A 16,455-nucleotide genomic window follows, 5' to 3' on the forward strand; every position below is an offset into this window, starting at 1 on the left:
AATGCGGCAACAACGAAGCAAACTTCGCCGTCAACGCCTCCTCAATCTCCGCACCAATGGCCATACCAGAATCGTAGACCCGAAAACATGAAACACAAGGTTATTTACTGGCAAGCCCTAAACCCATGGAGTCCACGAAGTCGTTGGCGATATCGCCCCATTGCTGGTCCGTCAGTGGGCCCTCTTGGGCGCGCAGACTGAGCGAGGAGTGCCACACGCTGGCGTCCTTGTACCCGACGTGGACGCGCTCTTTCTTGGCCGCGTCCCAGTGCATGTCCTTGATCTGAATCGAGACGCCAAACATCTTGCGCGGCCGGTCCAAGTGCTTGGCAGGTACGGAGGACCTGGCCGACGGCTCCTACCTGTCCGCCATCTACGCCAGCACCAAAGACCGCCGCAACAATACGGACCCGACCCCGGTGCGGGTCATCGAATACACCGTCACCAGCGCAGAAACCGGCGGGGATACCGCCAGCGATTTCCGGCTGATCACCACGATCATGGACCCGGACGCCGCACCGGCGGACGATCTTGCCGAGGCATACGCCAGGCGCTGGGAAATCGAGTCCTGCTTCGACGAACTCAAGACCCACCAGCGCGGCCCGGGCATCGTGCTGCGCTCCAAAACCCCGGACGGGGTGCTGCAGGAAATCTAAAGTTGCCGGGCGTACTTTGCGAGCACCACAAGAGAATAGATCTTGTAGAACCTCCGAGGAGAAACATGAAGCGAATACTGGTTGCGTTCATGGGAGCGCTCACGCTTGTGGCTGCGGGGCCTCTCGCCTCCGCCCAAGCCACCGACCCTAGCGTCACGCCCGCGCAGGTTCAGACCGGGTTCTCGGTCTCGGCCTATGGGTCGTACATTGTCAATGCCGACAGATCCCTCGTCTCGGGTCCGACAGCCCTCTCGCTCATCTCATGCACCTCGGCCACCGGCAAAACGTCCACCAACAACGTTGCGGCTGTCAATGTCCCAGCAGTCGGTACGGTCGGTGCCGCCGTGACAAGCGTCAAGACGCTCCTGACGACCACGGGCAAGCGGGCCGAAGCGAGTTCGACGGTAGCAGGAGCCAACCTGCTGGGTGGACGGATCACGGCCGGCGCCATCACGTCCACGAGCTCGGCCGACAAGAGCACCACGGGCGGGTTCTCGGGCGCCAACCAGACGACGATTGCCAACCTCAAGGTGTTGGGTCTGCCGATTGGCGTTAGCCCGGCCCCCAACACCATCATCGACCTCAAGGACCCGCTGCTTGGCTCGCTCGGCACGATCACGCTCAACGGTCAGGAGAAAAGACTGGTCAACGGCACGTATCAGGTGTCAACCACCGCTGTGCGGGTCCAGATCCTCAAGTCCGGCCTGCCCGGTCTCAAGATCGGCACGGATATCCGACTCGGCGTCAGCACTGCCCGGCTCACGCCACCACAAGCCGGCTACCTCACGGGTAGTGGCTTCAGCACCAAGGCGTCGCTGCTGAACGGCCTGGTGGGATCCGGCGCAACGGCCTATGCGCCCGTAAAGTGCGCAGGCGGAACCAGTACCGCGAACGTCGCCGGGGCCACCATCCCTGGTGTCCTGACCGCGGGTGCGGCCACGACCAATACCACGGGCATATTAACGCCCACGCTCAAAGCCTCCGTAACCAACACGCTCGCGGGATTGAACGTCCTCGGCGATCTGGTCACGGTCGACGCCATCAAGGCGGAAACCTCGGCCAGCCGGGCTCCCTCGGGCGGCACAGTGACCCTGACCGATACCTCGACCTTCACGAACCTGAAGATCAAGGGGTTTGCCGCGATCAACGCCTCCGTTGCCCCCAACACGGTGGTTCAAGTGCCCGGACTCGGCCAGGTCACGCTGCACAAGGTGGTCAAAACGTCCTCGAGCATCACGGTCACCATGATCGAGATCGTCCTGGACCAGGCTCGCGGCTCCATACCGACGGGCTCGAAGATTCAGATCGGGTACTCCAACTCGGGAGTGCGCGACTAATACATGAGACGGAGTTTACCGTCGAAGAGTTAGGTGGGGCCACGGCCCGGGGATCGTTGAGTTTCCGGGCCCTGGCCCTACTTTTGCACCAGCATTTGTAGCCACTAAAAACCGGGTGTGCTCCAGGGATTAAGAAGGGCTGGCCACCGTGCGGACGAGGTAGCGCATGAGTGGAGCAATGTTTTCACAGTCGTGGACACTTTTGGCTCATTTTCCGAAAAGGTAGTGCTCGCCGGCAGGGGCAGATCATTACGGTTTTTCCCAAAGGTGGGAAATTACCGGAAGCCGTGTGAAGGGATTGGAGCAGACTTGTCAGCCCGCCCGTAAGCCGGTCGTCCAGCGCGCAGCCAGTCATGCCTTCGGTCGCCCGCGCCGTTGCTTGTGGATTGCAGCGATAAGTGGCGGCGTTTTCGCAGCGCTAAATGTCACCCTTGGTGCCCGTTAACCGATCCTTGAGCGGACCCTCGAACGAAGTCAGCGCGTCACGCGGTAGCGAACGTAGCGAACTCCCGAGCCGAACGTGCGGCTCTCCACGAGCTCGAGATCCACCTGACGCCCGCCCTGAGGGAAGTACGGAATGCCGCCGCCAACCAGCACTGGATAAGTCCTGATCCGGTACTCGTCGATCAGACCCAATGCGGCCGCCTCGTTCGCGAGGGTCGCGCCGCCGATTGCGATGTTGCCGTCGCCCTCGGATCGCAACCTGTCGATTTCCTCCGATAGGCCGCCAGACGCTAAGCGGGCATTACCGTGTACAGCCGAGAGCGTTGTCGAGAACACCACCTTCGGAAGCCGCTTCCAGATCGCGGCCCATTCGAGCATCGAGTCATCGAGCGACGAATCCTGGTCGGCGGTTTCCCAGTACAGCATCGTCTCGTACAGTCTTCGGCCGAGAATGTGAACGCCGACTTCCTGTATTTCGTCGGTGACGAAGCGGAAGACCTCCTCGTCCGGTGCCGTCCAATCAAAGCCGCCGTCTGGCCCAACAATGTATCCGTCAAGCGAGCTGCCCATCGAGTAGGTCACATTGCGCATCGGAGGACCTCCTTGGTAACGGTTCAGATGCAACTGCCGCATCACGTAGGACGCGAGAGCAGCTGGACGAGTGCCCGCAAGCCGGTCCCTCACCAGCCGGCTCGTTACTTTCATGACTTCCTTCGAGAAAGCCGTTACGCATGCACTCTCTGATTCCCATATGACCCGCCCGCAAACTGCCCGGCGAAGGTGCCGTAAACGCTACACTCCAGGTGGGTCTGCCCATGCCTCGGGGCCGCGTCAGGAAAAATTCGATGGGCTTGATCTGGCCCTCGATGTCAAGGGTCAGAGTGAAGCCCCCAGCCCCGACGCTTGGGCGGGCGGACCGTCTCTCTAGGATCGGCGCCATGTCCTGTCCTATCAGGACCTCGCGCCCTTGCATGTCCCAGGGGAAACCTGCTCCGATCAATGCCTTGTGACTTTGGAAAGCGACAGCACGAGCCAGGTCCTGGGCCGGGTGCAGTGTCTCATAACCTATGTGTCCCGAATCCCATGCGACACAAGACAACCGGTGCCGCAGAACCGCCATTTTGAGCTGCGATTTAACCGCCATTCTGAACGAACAGTCACAGCCGCCAAATAGCGATCAAGTTCAAACTTGGCCCCGCGCGGCTTCCATCCGTCTCAGCAAGGGATCCCTTGCTGGGACCGGAGGGCCGGTTCGTCGGAGGTTGCTCGGAGCCCGGCTTTCGCGGCCACTCCGGGACCCTGCCTTGTTTCACCAATGTGTCGCACATGAGTCGTTCTCAACAAAAGGGAACTCAGCCTTTGATGAGGTGAGGGGGAGTCGGCGTGGGGAGTATCGGTATGCCAGGGTCAGCACCGTGGACCAGAGCGCGGATCTGCAGCATGCGCGTTGAGTGTCGCGGGCTGCAACCGGATCTTCACCGACTACGGTGTGAGTGGAATGCGGGCCAGTCGGCCCGAGCTGGAGAAGATGCTTGATCACCTGCGGGACGGTGATGATGTAGTGGTCTGGAAGCTGGACCGGCTGGGGGCAACACCCGCAATCTGCTGGCTCTCATCGATGACCTGGAATACCGGGGCGTGCATTTCCGCAGCGTCACGGAAGGCATCAGCACAGCAGGGTCGATGGGCCGGGCCATGCTCACCGTGATGTCCGCGTTCGCCCAGTTCGAGCGTGACCAGCTGGCCGAGCGGACCCGGGCAGGCATGGCCGCGGCTGCCGAACACGGGCGGAAGGCCGGACGGCGGGAAGTCACCGCCGCTCATGCGAAGGCCAAGCGCGCCCGCGACCTGAAGGCACAGGGGCTCACGCCGACCGACATTGGGAAGATCATCGGGGCTAGCCGCGCCACCGTGTATCGCTCTACCTGAGCATGGCAAGCAGCGAACCTGTCTGAATGGACCGAAGGCGACGCCAGGGACTGCTGGAATGGGCGGGTGGCCCGCGATGCACGTTTCTGTGGGCCACTCTTGCCGGACACCCGCGATGGCGGTGGCCACCGCCATGGAAAAGCACTGAGCACTGAGCTGGACGCGCCACATAGCGCTGGCAGAACGCCAAATACCTCCGCGAGTCACAGTCGGACACTACGAGCTCGTGAACTTTGCTCCTCGGCAGAGAGCCCGCAGACTGGCCGGCGGCCGCCGCCCCTGAAGGGGAACCACTTACGGAGTCGTCGGACGCAAAGTCAGGGGCAGTCTTGCCGGCGCGCAAGAGCGGTGTGCTCACCACCGGGCCGTGCCCGGGCCACCCTTGAACGGGCCAACGATCTGCGTGGTGATCCACCCGCCGTAGAAGTCACCATCCTGGAAGGTCACCTGCTCGCCGTTGACCTCGCAGGAGTCCATGTGATCCGGGTAGAGGGCCACCCGGGTACTGAGCGCCTCGAAACCCGGGGTGGGTTTCGGGTAGGTCCACCCGGCGCGGGGAACGACGGCTCGGCCGGCAACGACGTCGAAGTAGTGCGCTTCTCCCTTGAACTCGCAGAAGCTGGTGCCCTCGACCGGGACGAGTGCACCGGCAGGGAATGCGTCCAAGGGCAGGTAGTAGACGGGCGGATGACTCGTCTCCAGGACGCGCACTGCATCGGCGGTGTCGGCAATCACCTGCCCGCCCAGCCGCACGATGACCCGTTCGGATCGAGGCTCGACCTTTGGCGGCCGCGGGTAGTCCCACACCGATTCTTGACCGGCCTGGGGTTTGATGGGCTGGGGTCGCCGGAAGAAACCGGCAAAGCCGCGAGCAGGAGTCATGTCCCCATGCTGCCATCTTCCGCTGGGATGCCACCGTGAACGCCGGCGGAGATCTCGGTGGGCACATATGGCGGCAGGTTCAAGCGGTTTTACTTGGTGGCGTTCGGATGGTGGGTATGTACGTCGATCAGGATCACAGATTGCTCTTCGACGTAGAACCAGATCCTGGCGCCGTTGGTGAGCTCGTACTGTCGCCGGCGGTGGGCCGTTCCTTTGTGGGTGACGAATTCGAGGTCACCCTTCATGCCATGGCAGGTGGTGTCGTCCGCGAGAGGGCTGGTGGTGAGGCGTTCCCATGCCGCGACCACCGTGTTGCGCTGTACGGCGAGGACATCGATCCAGCCTTTGCGGGCATTGGACGTTCCAAAAACGATTTCGTACTCGCTGCGGCGCAGAGGCCGGGGAACCGTCTCCTTCTTAGGGCTCACTTCTCTGCTCGGGGGTCGTCAACGGCCTCGGACTCGTCCAGCCAGTCGAGCTCGGTGTCCGGGGTGTAGCCGGAGGCGACGGCCTCCGCGGTTGCCTTCCACTCGGATAGAACGACGAACAACCTGTCGAAACTTGAAATGGACGCACAGGCCCGGGAGACGGCGACTATTTCGGATGCGAACTGCTCGCGCTGCTGTGCCGGCAGAAAGCCAAGCCAGGGGAATGGGATCAGGAGCCTGTCGGCGAAGCTCGATTCTCCCGGGGCGAGCGAGGCGGCAACCAGGCTCGCGGCCAGCTGGAGTGCCTCGTGTTCCCGCTCAACTGTCTTTGACCGAAGGAGCATAAGGGGCTCACCGTCACGACGGGTGATGGTTACAGGACCCTCGTCTGCAGCGCGGAAGACCTGTGCGGGATTCCTGGACAGGTCCGAGGAGCTGGCGGTGCGGCTGATCATGACGGTACCCATGAATCCATTATTCTGAATATGTTCAGAAAATGCAATCCGCTAGCATGCTTACCTATGCGCTGTTATCGGCGTTGGGCAGCGAATTCCCGGTGACAGTTGATGTCTCTCCCATCGCCGAAACCTTCGGAACAGAGGGTTGCCCGCCGGGGCCTGGCTCCTTGGAGAATCGCCAGCCGAGCTCGCGCTCAGGAATGATGAGCTCCGTCACTGCCTTAAGATCCATGCCATCAACGTGACACAGCCTGCGAAGCCCGTAGCCGTAATTCCCTTAGAACAGCGGCCAGGGCACCGCCGACATCTCACCGCTCGGAGCCGGAAACCGCCCTGCCAAGCGCAACCGGGCGCAGCGCGCGGCGAGCGAAGCGATTTCTTCGGCGCTGAGCAAGTCCGCCAGGTTTCGGCCCAGCTCACCGTGCAGTCCTTCGCTGACACGATCGATGCTGTCGCGTTCCTCGGCGGTCAGAGCGTCTCCCAGCCACCCCCACAGCACCGTGCGCAGCTTGTGGTCACGGTGAAAGGTGAGCCCATGGTCCACGCCGTGCCGGTGTCCGTCCGGCATGGCAAGAATGTGGTCGCCTTTGCGGTCGGCGTTGTTGACGACCACGTCGAACACCGCCATGCGTCTGAGCGCTGGCGTGTCTTCGTGAACGAGGGCAACCATCCGTCCGTTCTCATCTCGTCCCTCGAGAACGTGTTTCCAGCCCGTCTCCGGCACGTGGTCCGTCGCGACCAGGTTCACGGCGCTTTGGGCGGGGTCTTGCTCCTGCCAGAGCTGCACCATTCCTTCGCCCATCGGACCATCGCGCAGCCAGGTGTGCGGCACGACGTCCCAGCCGAAGACCTGCGAGACCAGGTAGGCGGCCACCTCCCGGTGAGCCAGGGTGCCGTGGGGAAAATCCCACAGCGGACTTTCGCCTGCTATCGGCTTATAGACGACCACCACGTCGCCGATGCTGCCCAGGAATGTAGCGTTTGAAGCCGTCGTGATGCGGCCGGTGAGCGTCAGCTCGGCGGTCACTAGGTCCGGCGCTGGCATCAGACCTCGGGAAGGGTGCAGATGTGCCCGTCGGCGTCTATGGGGTAACCGCAGAGCGGGCACATCGGACGCCCGGCGCCCACGACCTCACGGGTGCGCTTGGCGAATGCGCGGGCGGTGCCGACCGGCATTCGCACCAGCAGCATTTCGGGCTCGTTAGCGCCGTCCTCATCAAGGGATTCGTCGTTGTCATCAGCATCGACATCGGTGATGGGGTAGGCCTCTATTAGGACCTGCGCCGTGGTTGGGTCCCAACCTAAGCTCATGGCGCCGGTCCGGAACTGCTCCTGAACGGCCTCGAGCTGGTCATTGTCGACAAGTTCAATGGGAGTACTCGTGGGAACGCTGAAGGGGTTGCCCTCGACGGTGATGAGCTGGTCGAGAATTTCGTCGATCTTCTCGGCGAGCAGAGCCGACTGCTGCTTCTCCAGGGCAATACTCACGATCTGCGTCCCTGCGCGCACCTGCAGGTAGAACGTGCGCGCCCCCGGAAGGCCAATGGTGCCAACGACGACCCGATCAGGCCAGGCAAACTCGTGAACACGTGTAGGCATGTCAGTATTTTAGGCACATGAGGTTCATGGCGCCTTTTGCCCTGCACCGCCGCCCACCGGCGCATCGCCAGAGTGGATGCCGTTCGACAGCCACGACAGATCCCCCGCGTCGGTGTTGGTCGCGTAGACGCTCGGCCGACTAGGGCCGTAGCGCACGATCGATACGGAGGCGGGGCCCACGTTAACACGCTGGAACAGGTCAAGGTGCATGCCGAGCGCGTCGGCGAGGATTGACTTGATGATGTCACCGTGACTCACCGCCACCCACACGGCCCCTGGCCCGTACTCGGCTTCGAAGGCTGCATCGTGGCGTCGAATCGCTGCCACCGACCGAGCCTGCATCGCGGCCATGGATTCACCGCCGGGAAAGACGACGGCGGACGGTTGCGACTGCACAACCGACCACAAATCCTCGGTCGCGAGATCACTGAGCGTGCGGCCCTGCCACTGGCCGTAATCGCACTCGGTGAGATCGAGATCGACCGGCGCGTGCGGGGTGCCGGCCTGGCGATCGAGGATGAGCTGGGTGGTCTGCTGACAACGCTCAAGCGGGCTCGACACCACCCCGACTACGGGCACGGCTGCGAGCCGGTCTCCGGTCAGAGCCGCCTGGTCGCGCCCGATCTGGTCCAGGCTGACGCCGACGGCCCGACCGGCCAGCAGTCCAGTGGCATTGGCTGTGGTGCGGCCGTGCCGCACGAGAATAACTGTCCCCATCCACCCAGCCTAACCACCGCCTCGATGGCGGTGTGAACCGTACCGGGTCGCGCGTCGAACAGGCAGATAAAGCACTGGCGGGACCCTTCAAGCACGCCGACGCGCTCAAAGCCGCCCAGACGGACTCGGCACGCATTGACCAGCTCATGGCCGACGCAGCAAAACCGGAAGACCCGGGACAGCCAGAACCCCCGGCCGCAGTCGACCCCCGCATGGAGGACGTCCTGTACCCGCTCCGCGTCGGATCCAGTAGGTCCCGACCTCTCAGAGCGGGTCTTGTGCCATTGGTTGTGGTGGACCACACCGACCCCGCGCTGTGCGCCCAGAACCAGGGCGCGGCACTCGTTGGAGAAGACGGCGGGCGACGACGCGGCCCGAACGGCTTGCCTCAAACGCCTACTAGATGGCGGCTTGCGCCAGCGCAGCGCCCATCTTGGTTCGGAACTGCTCGAACTGCTCGCATGCCTGGCGAAGAGAAGTCCCAATGGACTTCATGTCCGCGACGCAGGAGTGGGACATTAAGCTTGGGGAGCGTTTTGACCGTCCGGTTGGGGCACACCCCAGCCTGACGTCAGACTGGGGTCGGCATTCATGTCAGGTGTGACTTTTAGTTAGGAATGGCGGTTTTTTCACAGTTGGGAATGGCGGGGTCACTCCAGTCATCCCGTTGGGGCGTCGCTGGCGATGAGGCCCCGATATGTGCCTGAATCGTTCGTATTCGCTACAAGCGCGTCGGCTCGTTCAAAGAATACGGTGGGCACCCGATTTTCGTAGCAAAACCCAGTACTGCTTTCTATGTTCCGGTTCTTCTCTTGGTTGACGGGTATCGGTACATTTGGCGCATGGGACATCTGCTGGGCTATGCCCGGGTATCGACCAGGGACCAGGATGCGGCCCTGCAGCACGACGCCTTGACTGCGGCCGGCTGCTACCGCATCTTCACCGACACGGCGTCCGGTTCCCTTGAGTCCCGGCCGGAACTGACCACGGTCTTGGATCAGCTGCGGCCCGGGGACACGCTGGTGGTGTGGCGTCTGGACCGGCTGGGACGCTCGATCCGGCACCTGATCGACCAGCTGGCCGCACTGCAGAAACGTGGCATCGGGTTTCGGTCCCTGCAGGAGAACATTGACACGACCTCATCCGGTGGCCGCCTGGTCTTTCATATTTTCGCGTCCCTGGCGGAATTCGAGCGGGATCTGATCCGGGAGCGGACCAACGCGGGCCTGGAGGCGGCCCGGGCCCGCGGCCGCAAAGGCGGGCGCCCATCCCTTCTGACCATGGAGAAGCTGGAGACCGCCCGGCGTCTCTACGCGCAGAAGGATATGACGGTTCAAAAGATCGGCGAAGTCCTCGGAGTCAGCCGGACCACCGTCTACCGGGCACTGCACCGCGAACCCGCGGCCGCTCCGCCGCCCCGGCGCAGGCCGGCCGCTACAAAGACCACGGTGTAGCCATGGGTGAAGGCAGTGATTCCCTGGGCGAAGACACTGCCTTCGGGTCTGCGGGAAGAGCCATGGCCCGCTGGGCTGTCCTGCGCCACCACGTCGAGGACGGGATCCCCTTAAAGCAGCTTGCCGCCGAACAGGCGATCGGGCTGCGGACCCTGGAACGGTGGCATGCCGTGTTCAAGGAAGGGGGGAAGGCGGCGCTGGCCGGCCCCAAGCCGCCGGCACGCCCCCGCAAGATTCCGTTAGAACTTGTGGCGCTGATTAACGGCCTGGCACTGGTGAAACCGCCCCTATCCACGGCGGTCATTGCCCGGAAAGCCAACCGGGCGGCGGCCGAGCGGGGATGGCCTGCCGTCTCCTACAGCACGGTCCGGACCGTCATCACGGGCCTTGACCCCGGCATGAGGATTTTGGCCCAGCAAGGCGCCGCCGCTTACCGGGACCGGTACGAACTCATTTGGCGGCCCCGAGCCGGTCGGCCCAATGTCCTCTGGCAGGCCGACCACACCGAACTGGACATCCTGATACTGGACGCCAACCTCAAACCGGCCCGCCCCTGGCTGACCACCATCCTCGATGACTATTCACGTGCGATCTGCGGGTACATGGTCTTCCTGGGCGCACCGTCCGCGATGAACACCGCCCTGGCACTGCGCCAGGGAATCTGGCCCAAGGCAGTGAGCGGGTGGCCGATGTGCGGAATCCCCGACGTGCTCTACGTGGACCACGGCAGTGATTTCACCAGCCACCACCTGGCCCGGACGGCACTGGACCTGCATTTCGAAATCATCTATTCCACCGTGGCCAGACCGCAGGGCCGGGGAAAAATTGAACGGTTTTTCGGCACCGTGAACACCGAGCTGCTCGCCGAACTTCCAGGACACCTGAGCCCCGGGGACCGGGCCCCGGAGCCGGTCCTCACACTGCCGGAACTCGACGGTGCCGTGGGCCGTTTCATCGCCGGAACCTACCACCAGCGCACGCACTCCGAGATCAACTCCACCCCGCACCAGGCATGGATCGCGGACGGATGGCTACCCCGGCTGCCCGCATCGATTGATGAACTGAACCTGTTGCTCCTGACCATCCCCAGACCCCGGATCGTACACCGGGACGGAGTGCATTTCCTCGGGCTGCGTTACCTCTCCCCGCTGCTGGCCGCCTACGTCGGCGAGCAGGTCATCATCCGCTACGATCCGCGCGATATCACCGAGATCCGCATCTTTCACAAGGGCCGGTACATCTGCAAAGCGGTAGACCCGACACACGAAACCTCCACCCTGACCCTCAAAGAGATTCAAAGCGCCAGGGCAGCCCGCCGGCGCGAACTACGCAGCCAGATCAACGAACACATCGCCGTGGTCGCCGAGTACCTGCCCGACGCACTGCCGCCACGAGCCAAGCGCGACGAGGAATCGCGGGATCAACCCGCGAAGCATCCGGTATTGCGAACCTATGAGGAGGACGACTGATGGCAGCCACAGGCTTTGTTGTCACCAAGGAACATCGCAGATTCACCGAGTTTGCCGACGCCGTGCGCCGCCAGCGTACGATCGGCATCTGTTTTGGTCAGGCAGGAATCGGCAAGACCCTCTCCGCCAGGCGCTACGCCAACTGGAACAAGGCCGGAGAGCTCTTGGAGCAATGGGGGCCACGGGATGACTCGGACTTCCAGGTCTACGCGGCACTGGCCAGACGCCGGACAGTCTTCTACACCCCCGGGGTGCTCACCACGCCCAAGGAACTCGGAACGGAAATCAACGATCTCACCTTGCGGGTCTCCCTCTGCATCGATCAACACCTCTACAAAACAGCCAGGAAAGCAGGCCCCCGGACCAGCGCGAGCAAGAACGTGGAACTGATCATCATCGATGAGTCGGAACGGCTCGGCCCCACGGCCCTTGAACTGATGAGGGACCGCTATGACCGCGACAACACCGCCCTGATCCTCATCGGCATGCCCGGAATCGAAAAACAGTTCAGCCGCTACCCCCAGCTCTACAGCAGGGTCGGATTTGCCCACGAGTACCGGCCCCTCTCCCGGGAAGAACTGCACTTCGTCCTGGAACGCCGCTGGCACCGCCTCGGACATGAGCTTAATCCCGACGATTTCACCGATGCCCAGGCCGTCGCCGCGATTGCCCGCATCACCCGGGGAAACTTCCGTCTTATCGACCGGCTCTTCACCCAGATGGAACGAGTCATGCGCATCAACGAACTGACCGCCATTACCGACGACGTCGTCGAAGCCGCCCGCTCCACCCTCGTCATCGGTATCAGCTAAACCACCAACTTTCCTACGGAGACCCCATGCCTGGACAGCGCATCGGATACATCAGGGTCAGCAGCCTGGACCCGAACCCTCAACCTCAGCTCATGGGCATTCAGCTGGACCGGATCTTCACCGACAAGGCGTCGGGCAAAGACGTGAAACGGCCCCAGCTCGAGGAACTGCTGTCCTTCGCCCGAGGTGGCGACACCATCGTCGTGCACAGCATGGACCGCCTCGCCCGGAACCTCGTCGACCTGCGCGCCCTGGTCGAAAGACTCACCATCAGAGGCGTGCGGGTCGAGTTCGTCAATGAAGGCCTGACCTTCACCAACGAGGACTCACCAATGGCGAATCTGATGCTCTCCGTGATGGACTCCTTCGCCGACTTCGAGCGGGCACTGAACCGCGAACGTCAACGCGAGGGGATCACCCTGGCGAAAGCACGCGGGGTCTACCGCGGACGCAGCAAAGCACTCACTCCCGACGAAGCAGCTGAGCTGCGTCAGATCGCCGCAGCAGGCGAACCCAAAGCCGGGCTTGCACACAAATACGGGATCAGCCGGGAAACCGTCTACCAATATCTGAGAACCGACGCTGAGCCTGGCCAAGACAACATCGCCAGGGCCACCGATTTACAAGACTGACGCTCGTGACGCATCGATGGGCCGATGTCCTGAGTTAGACCGCCACCAAAACCGCCATTCCCAACTGTGAAAAAACCGCCATTCCTAACTAAAAGTCACAGGACAATTGCCTGACGCCAGGTTGAGGTATACCCCAACCGGACGATGAAATGCCCCTTCTGGCCCGAACGCCCTCTTGTCGGATTGTGTATCGTGAACGAACCCCGACACACTCAGGCAGCCTTTGGCGCTACTTTTCTGCGCGTTGGTCCCCGATCCGTGATAAAAGCAAGCACTACCAGCGGCTAGAGGCCGAGGTCCTTGAGCGCAGTGGTCCAGTTCCTGGCGATCGCGTTCTGCGCATCGGCGAGCTTCACTTTATGGTCGCAGACCGCCTTGTGCAGGGTGTTCTCCACGGCATCCTTCGGGTTCGTCGTCCCGGTGGCCCCCACATGGTTCATTTCCGGCCACAGGTTCGAGGCCGAGTTGGTGCCTCCCAATTCCAAGGAGACCAGGTGGTCCAGCTCGATGGTGGACTCGGTGGGCTCGCCGTACGCACGGAGGCTGATTGCCTTGAACTTGTCTGTATCCGAGGCCGGCGGGCGGACCGTGGAGCTGTAGCCGGACTTGCAGACCGTGGAGTCGATGTTGTCCTGGGTGACGGCCGGGTCGATAGCGCCGGGGGTGCAGGAAGGGTCCGGGAGGTAGTCGCCCTTGGCGGCGTCCAGGACCTGGGCCTTGCAGGAGGTCAGCTGCTCGTCCATGGCGACCACACCGGGCGAGTGGACCTGCTTGACGCCCGGCCATCCGGAGACGGCCGCGCCGGGGGCCGGGACGTTCGCGGTCTTCAGGGCGCTGTCGGTTGCCGTGGCAGCCGATGACGTCGCAGTCTCCGCCTTGTTCGCCGTTGAACACCCGGTGGCAGTAGCCAGCAGGAGCAAGACGGCGGCAGTGGTCAGGATGCGCTGTGTGGTCTTCATGATCCTCACATGTACGGCAGATTGAAAGTGTATGCCCGGCAGGAGTCCTGCTTACCGTGCGGGCCAGAGGACCTGCGGGGCACTGTATGCATACGGGCCGCCCCCGGGAGGCAGTCGGTCCGTGCTTGTCTTTTACTACTGTCCTGGCTGACGGGCGATGAATCCCGCCATCCCGGGCACGGTGAAGGCTATGACACCGTGCTCCGGAGCGTACACGAGACCCTTCCCGATCAGGCTCGCCCGGATCGGACCGAGGCTGGCCGCACTGCGGCCAAGCCGCGCGGCGATTTCTCCCGAGGAGCTGCCGTTGTCTCCGTCTTCGGCCATCGCCCGCAGGTACCCCTGTTCGGCCCGGGTCGCACGGTCCCACCGGGCCCGGAAAAATCCGCTGTCCAGTGCCGCCCTGCCGTTGGCCGCACCGACCCGGGCATCGTCATAGGTTATTCTCGGACCGGCGGCCGCGTTCCACGTATCCTGCCCGAACTGCTGCAGGAAGTACGGATACCCCGCGCTTTCGCCGACGATAAGCTCAACAGCCGACTCCTCCCAGCCGACACCGTCCTCGGCAGCCGGCTTTGTCAGCGCGTCTGAGGCGAGGGATCCGCGGAGCTCTTCGATCTTCTCGTAGTTGAACCGCTCCGCGTAGGACTTCGCTTCGGCCAGTACCCGGGGAAGACTTGGCAAACCGGCCAACGCAAAGAGCACCCGCCAGTCGTCCTGAGCCGCCGCATGCGCAATCGCGCAAATGGCCACCCGCTCCGATGGCTTCAGATCCTGAGCTTCATCGATCAGAATTGCCAGGCCCACCCCTTCCTCTTCGGCCGCGGCGGCCAGGTCGTGGATAAGCTTGCGGAGATCTGTTTCCAAGACGCCGGTGTCTGCCCCTCCGCCGGAGGCCCCGGACAGGTCGAGCCCGAAGTTCCAGGTCCCTGCCGGGTCGTAGGATGCTTTAAAGCTGAGCGCCGTCTTGAGGGCCTTAATTAGACGCCGCCCCGCCGACGGCCGCGCGAGATCGGCCAGCGAAGCGTGCAGTGCCTCACCCAACGCCTCCCGCAGCGATTTCCCCGCACCCGCTTCTACCTGTGCGACAAGCCATTCGCGATCGACCGCAGCCCGCCGGAAATCCGACAGCAGAACCGTCTTCCCGACGCCGCGCAGTCCGTAGAGCACGAACGGCTGGGCTGACCGGCCGATTTCCACCCGGTCCAGCGCGACCGTCCAATTTGACCGGGGATGGTCCCGCCCGACGAGAGCGGCCGGCTTACGGCCCGCCCCAGGAGAGTACGGGTTAAGTACCGGATCCATCACGCCTCATCTCTATCGAAATCTACAGAAGTATAGCAAATTGCTAGATTTGAATAGATTTTTGTAGAGTCTTCGTCAAAGCTGTCCGGCAGAGGCCTCCTCTGGCGGCACCGCAGAACCGCACCAAGGGGCGATTACCCCATCTCGCCCCGACTGTCCCAGGACAGAGTCGAGATCAGTCCTTAGACGGCGAAGGGATCTTCCCTGCGGCAATGCGTGCGTGCCAAGTGTCCAGCAAAAACTCCGTCACAGTCACGGTGCTATTCAGCGCAAGCCTCGCATGGCGAGGATGAAGGTTGCTCCGCGTCGTCCGTCCATGACCCAGTCCTAGCTGGTTGCGTAGCTCGCTAATTCCTTGAATCGTCGTCGTCTAGGCCCGAAGGATCAATTGGCTGCTCTGGCTCCCGCGTGTGTCTCCATCCACAGCTTCGGCATTGAGCGAGAGCAAGACTGAGACCTTCTTGTAGAGCGCGGGCAGGTCGTCGCTCTTCTTGTACTCGGTCTGGCTGTGGTCGAGGATGAGCTTGCACAGCGTCTCAATCAGCTCTTTGCATGATCCGATTGCAGCCGGCGGGTCAATCTCAACCCCACGTTCGATGCGGTCGAGAAGCGCGAGACAACGCGCTGCGAGCGTCTCGGCCCATCACGAACAATGGAACAGGATCCGGCGCTAACGGCTCTGGCATCAACAGGGTCGTTACCGCGAAACCACTTTAGGGAGAATCAATGCGTGAGCCAATACAGCACCCAATCTCACAATTGGGTTTCTTCACCGAGTACACCGGTTCATGGCTTGTCGAAGTCAGCGAAGCCGCAGCATCGCTGGAAGAGGCCCGCAAGAAAGAGCATGTCCTCACTGACAATGATGTGGCCCAGGTTCGCCGGGGCTACACCAAACAAGCCGATGACCTCGTCTTGTTCGAGGACACTGCGGCTCGGTGGGCAGCCCAAACAAACCTCACCGCTGAACAGCGCGCAGGGCTTGATGTCTTGGAGGGCAATCTTGCCCGGCTCAGGAAACTCAACACTTCCGCTCAAGAGTTGGTTGCCTATCTTGAACCACGCACGATCGACCGCGTCCTGGCAACCCCCGACATCGAGCTAGGCTTCAACACACTTCTGAAATACCTGGCAGACGAAAACCCAAAACCAACGCCCTGATCTATTTGACCTCATCGTTAACGGACGTTGAGGTTTGCCCGTGGCCCCTTTCCGCCGTATCTCGGCTGGACCCCCCCACACCCGCACACAACCTCTCGCCCCACGAGAGCCCTCCACCCCCGCCAGGGCAACCAGGTCAACAAGTCCGAGTCCGCTAGCGCCGGATCCTGTTCCGTTGCTCGTGATGGGCCGAGTTCCTCCGGCCATCATCGG

Annotated in this window: 17 protein-coding genes and 3 pseudogenes; 8 read left to right on the plus strand and 12 right to left on the minus strand. The window is 62.7% G+C overall.

Features of this window, described 5'->3' with window-relative positions; all coding sequences use genetic code 11:
- Positions 1–100: 100 nt before the first annotated feature.
- Entirely contained in the window at positions 101–322 is a 222-nt protein-coding gene (locus tag J9611_RS18340; protein ID WP_372447816.1) for a hypothetical protein, read from the minus strand.
- Positions 323–338: 16 nt separating this feature from the next.
- Here J9611_RS18340 and J9611_RS18345 point away from each other — a divergent pair.
- Both J9611_RS18345 and J9611_RS18350 read left to right on the plus strand, forming a co-directional pair.
- Positions 339–653: pseudogene (locus J9611_RS18345) on the plus strand (transposase); the annotation flags it as partial.
- 68 nt (positions 654–721) lie between these two features.
- Complete coding sequence (locus J9611_RS18350; protein ID WP_211882327.1) at positions 722–1,993, plus strand: choice-of-anchor P family protein; 1,272 nt, start codon at positions 722–724, stop codon at positions 1,991–1,993.
- Positions 1,994–2,467: 474 nt separating this feature from the next.
- Here J9611_RS18350 and J9611_RS18355 read toward each other — a convergent pair whose 3' ends face one another.
- A complete protein-coding gene (locus J9611_RS18355) occupies positions 2,468–3,028 on the minus strand; it encodes a dihydrofolate reductase family protein (RefSeq protein WP_211882329.1) in 561 nt (186 codons plus the stop codon).
- A 907-nt stretch (positions 3,029–3,935) separates the two neighbouring features.
- On the opposite strand from J9611_RS18355, the pseudogene J9611_RS18360 reads away from it, so the two are divergent.
- Positions 3,936–4,366: pseudogene (locus J9611_RS18360) on the plus strand (recombinase family protein).
- A gap of 354 nt (positions 4,367–4,720) precedes the next feature.
- On the opposite strand, the gene J9611_RS18365 reads toward J9611_RS18360, so the two are convergent.
- The 7 genes from J9611_RS18365 to J9611_RS18395 form a co-directional block, all read right to left on the minus strand.
- The gene (locus J9611_RS18365) at positions 4,721–5,248 is read right to left on the minus strand and encodes a DUF427 domain-containing protein (RefSeq protein ID WP_211882331.1); all 528 of its coding nucleotides are present in this window, start codon (positions 5,246–5,248) and stop codon (positions 4,721–4,723) included.
- An 89-nt stretch (positions 5,249–5,337) separates the two neighbouring features.
- Positions 5,338–5,676 carry a hypothetical protein gene (locus tag J9611_RS18370; protein ID WP_211882332.1) on the minus strand — a complete coding sequence of 113 codons (339 nt, stop codon included), beginning with the start codon at positions 5,674–5,676 and terminating at the stop codon, positions 5,338–5,340.
- Positions 5,673–6,143: a type II toxin-antitoxin system Phd/YefM family antitoxin gene (locus J9611_RS18375; RefSeq protein ID WP_211882334.1), complete on the minus strand. Its 471-nt coding sequence runs from the start codon at positions 6,141–6,143 to the stop codon at positions 5,673–5,675. Before J9611_RS18375 ends, J9611_RS18370 begins: the two co-directional genes overlap by 4 nt.
- Positions 6,144–6,195: 52 nt before the next feature.
- Entirely contained in the window at positions 6,196–6,366 is a 171-nt protein-coding gene (locus tag J9611_RS18380) for a hypothetical protein (RefSeq protein ID WP_211882336.1), read from the minus strand.
- Between the two features lie 45 nt (positions 6,367–6,411).
- Positions 6,412–7,179, minus strand: coding sequence for an SCO1664 family protein (locus J9611_RS18385; RefSeq protein ID WP_211882338.1), 768 nt, complete (start codon positions 7,177–7,179; stop codon positions 6,412–6,414).
- Positions 7,179–7,733 (minus strand): DUF3090 domain-containing protein, encoded by a 555-nt coding sequence (locus tag J9611_RS18390; protein ID WP_211882340.1) that lies wholly within the window; start codon positions 7,731–7,733, stop codon positions 7,179–7,181. The genes J9611_RS18385 and J9611_RS18390 overlap by 1 nt, the downstream gene beginning before the upstream one ends.
- A 24-nt stretch (positions 7,734–7,757) precedes the next feature.
- Positions 7,758–8,450, minus strand: a complete 693-nt coding sequence (locus tag J9611_RS18395) for an MSMEG_4193 family putative phosphomutase (protein WP_211882341.1) — start codon at positions 8,448–8,450, stop codon at positions 7,758–7,760.
- 842 nt (positions 8,451–9,292) lie between these two features.
- Here J9611_RS18395 and J9611_RS18400 point away from each other — a divergent pair.
- Genes J9611_RS18400 through J9611_RS18415 form a run of 4 tightly spaced genes read left to right on the plus strand, consistent with a single transcriptional unit; the run spans position 9,293 to position 12,817 of the window.
- Complete coding sequence (locus J9611_RS18400) at positions 9,293–9,904, plus strand: recombinase family protein (RefSeq protein ID WP_211882342.1); 612 nt, start codon at positions 9,293–9,295, stop codon at positions 9,902–9,904.
- A 2-nt stretch (positions 9,905–9,906) separates the two neighbouring features.
- Positions 9,907–11,373, plus strand: a complete 1,467-nt coding sequence (locus J9611_RS18405; protein ID WP_246528031.1) for a TnsB C-terminal domain-containing protein — start codon at positions 9,907–9,909, stop codon at positions 11,371–11,373.
- Entirely contained in the window at positions 11,373–12,185 is an 813-nt protein-coding gene (locus tag J9611_RS18410) for an AAA family ATPase (RefSeq protein WP_211882343.1), read from the plus strand. Before J9611_RS18405 ends, J9611_RS18410 begins: the two co-directional genes overlap by 1 nt.
- 26 nt (positions 12,186–12,211) lie before the next feature.
- A complete protein-coding gene (locus J9611_RS18415; protein ID WP_211882344.1) occupies positions 12,212–12,817 on the plus strand; it encodes a recombinase family protein in 606 nt (201 codons plus the stop codon).
- 284 nt (positions 12,818–13,101) lie between these two features.
- Here J9611_RS18415 and J9611_RS18420 read toward each other — a convergent pair whose 3' ends face one another.
- The 3 genes and pseudogenes from J9611_RS18420 to J9611_RS22925 all read right to left on the minus strand — a co-directional run bounded on the left by J9611_RS18420 (position 13,102) and on the right by J9611_RS22925 (position 15,679).
- Complete coding sequence (locus J9611_RS18420; RefSeq protein WP_211882345.1) at positions 13,102–13,776, minus strand: hypothetical protein; 675 nt, start codon at positions 13,774–13,776, stop codon at positions 13,102–13,104.
- 135 nt (positions 13,777–13,911) lie between these two features.
- Positions 13,912–15,081 carry an ATP-binding protein gene (locus J9611_RS18425; RefSeq protein ID WP_211882356.1) on the minus strand — a complete coding sequence of 390 codons (1,170 nt, stop codon included), beginning with the start codon at positions 15,079–15,081 and terminating at the stop codon, positions 13,912–13,914.
- 175 nt (positions 15,082–15,256) lie between these two features.
- Positions 15,257–15,679 (minus strand): annotated as a pseudogene (locus J9611_RS22925) (abortive infection family protein).
- Between the two features lie 128 nt (positions 15,680–15,807).
- Here J9611_RS22925 and J9611_RS18435 point away from each other — a divergent pair.
- Positions 15,808–16,242, plus strand: coding sequence for a hypothetical protein (locus J9611_RS18435; RefSeq protein ID WP_211882346.1), 435 nt, complete (start codon positions 15,808–15,810; stop codon positions 16,240–16,242).
- Positions 16,243–16,455 lie beyond the last annotated feature (213 nt).

Origin of the sequence: Pseudarthrobacter albicanus (assembly GCF_018224015.1) — a bacterium.
Classification (GTDB): Bacteria; Actinomycetota; Actinomycetes; order Actinomycetales; family Micrococcaceae; genus Arthrobacter; species Arthrobacter albicanus.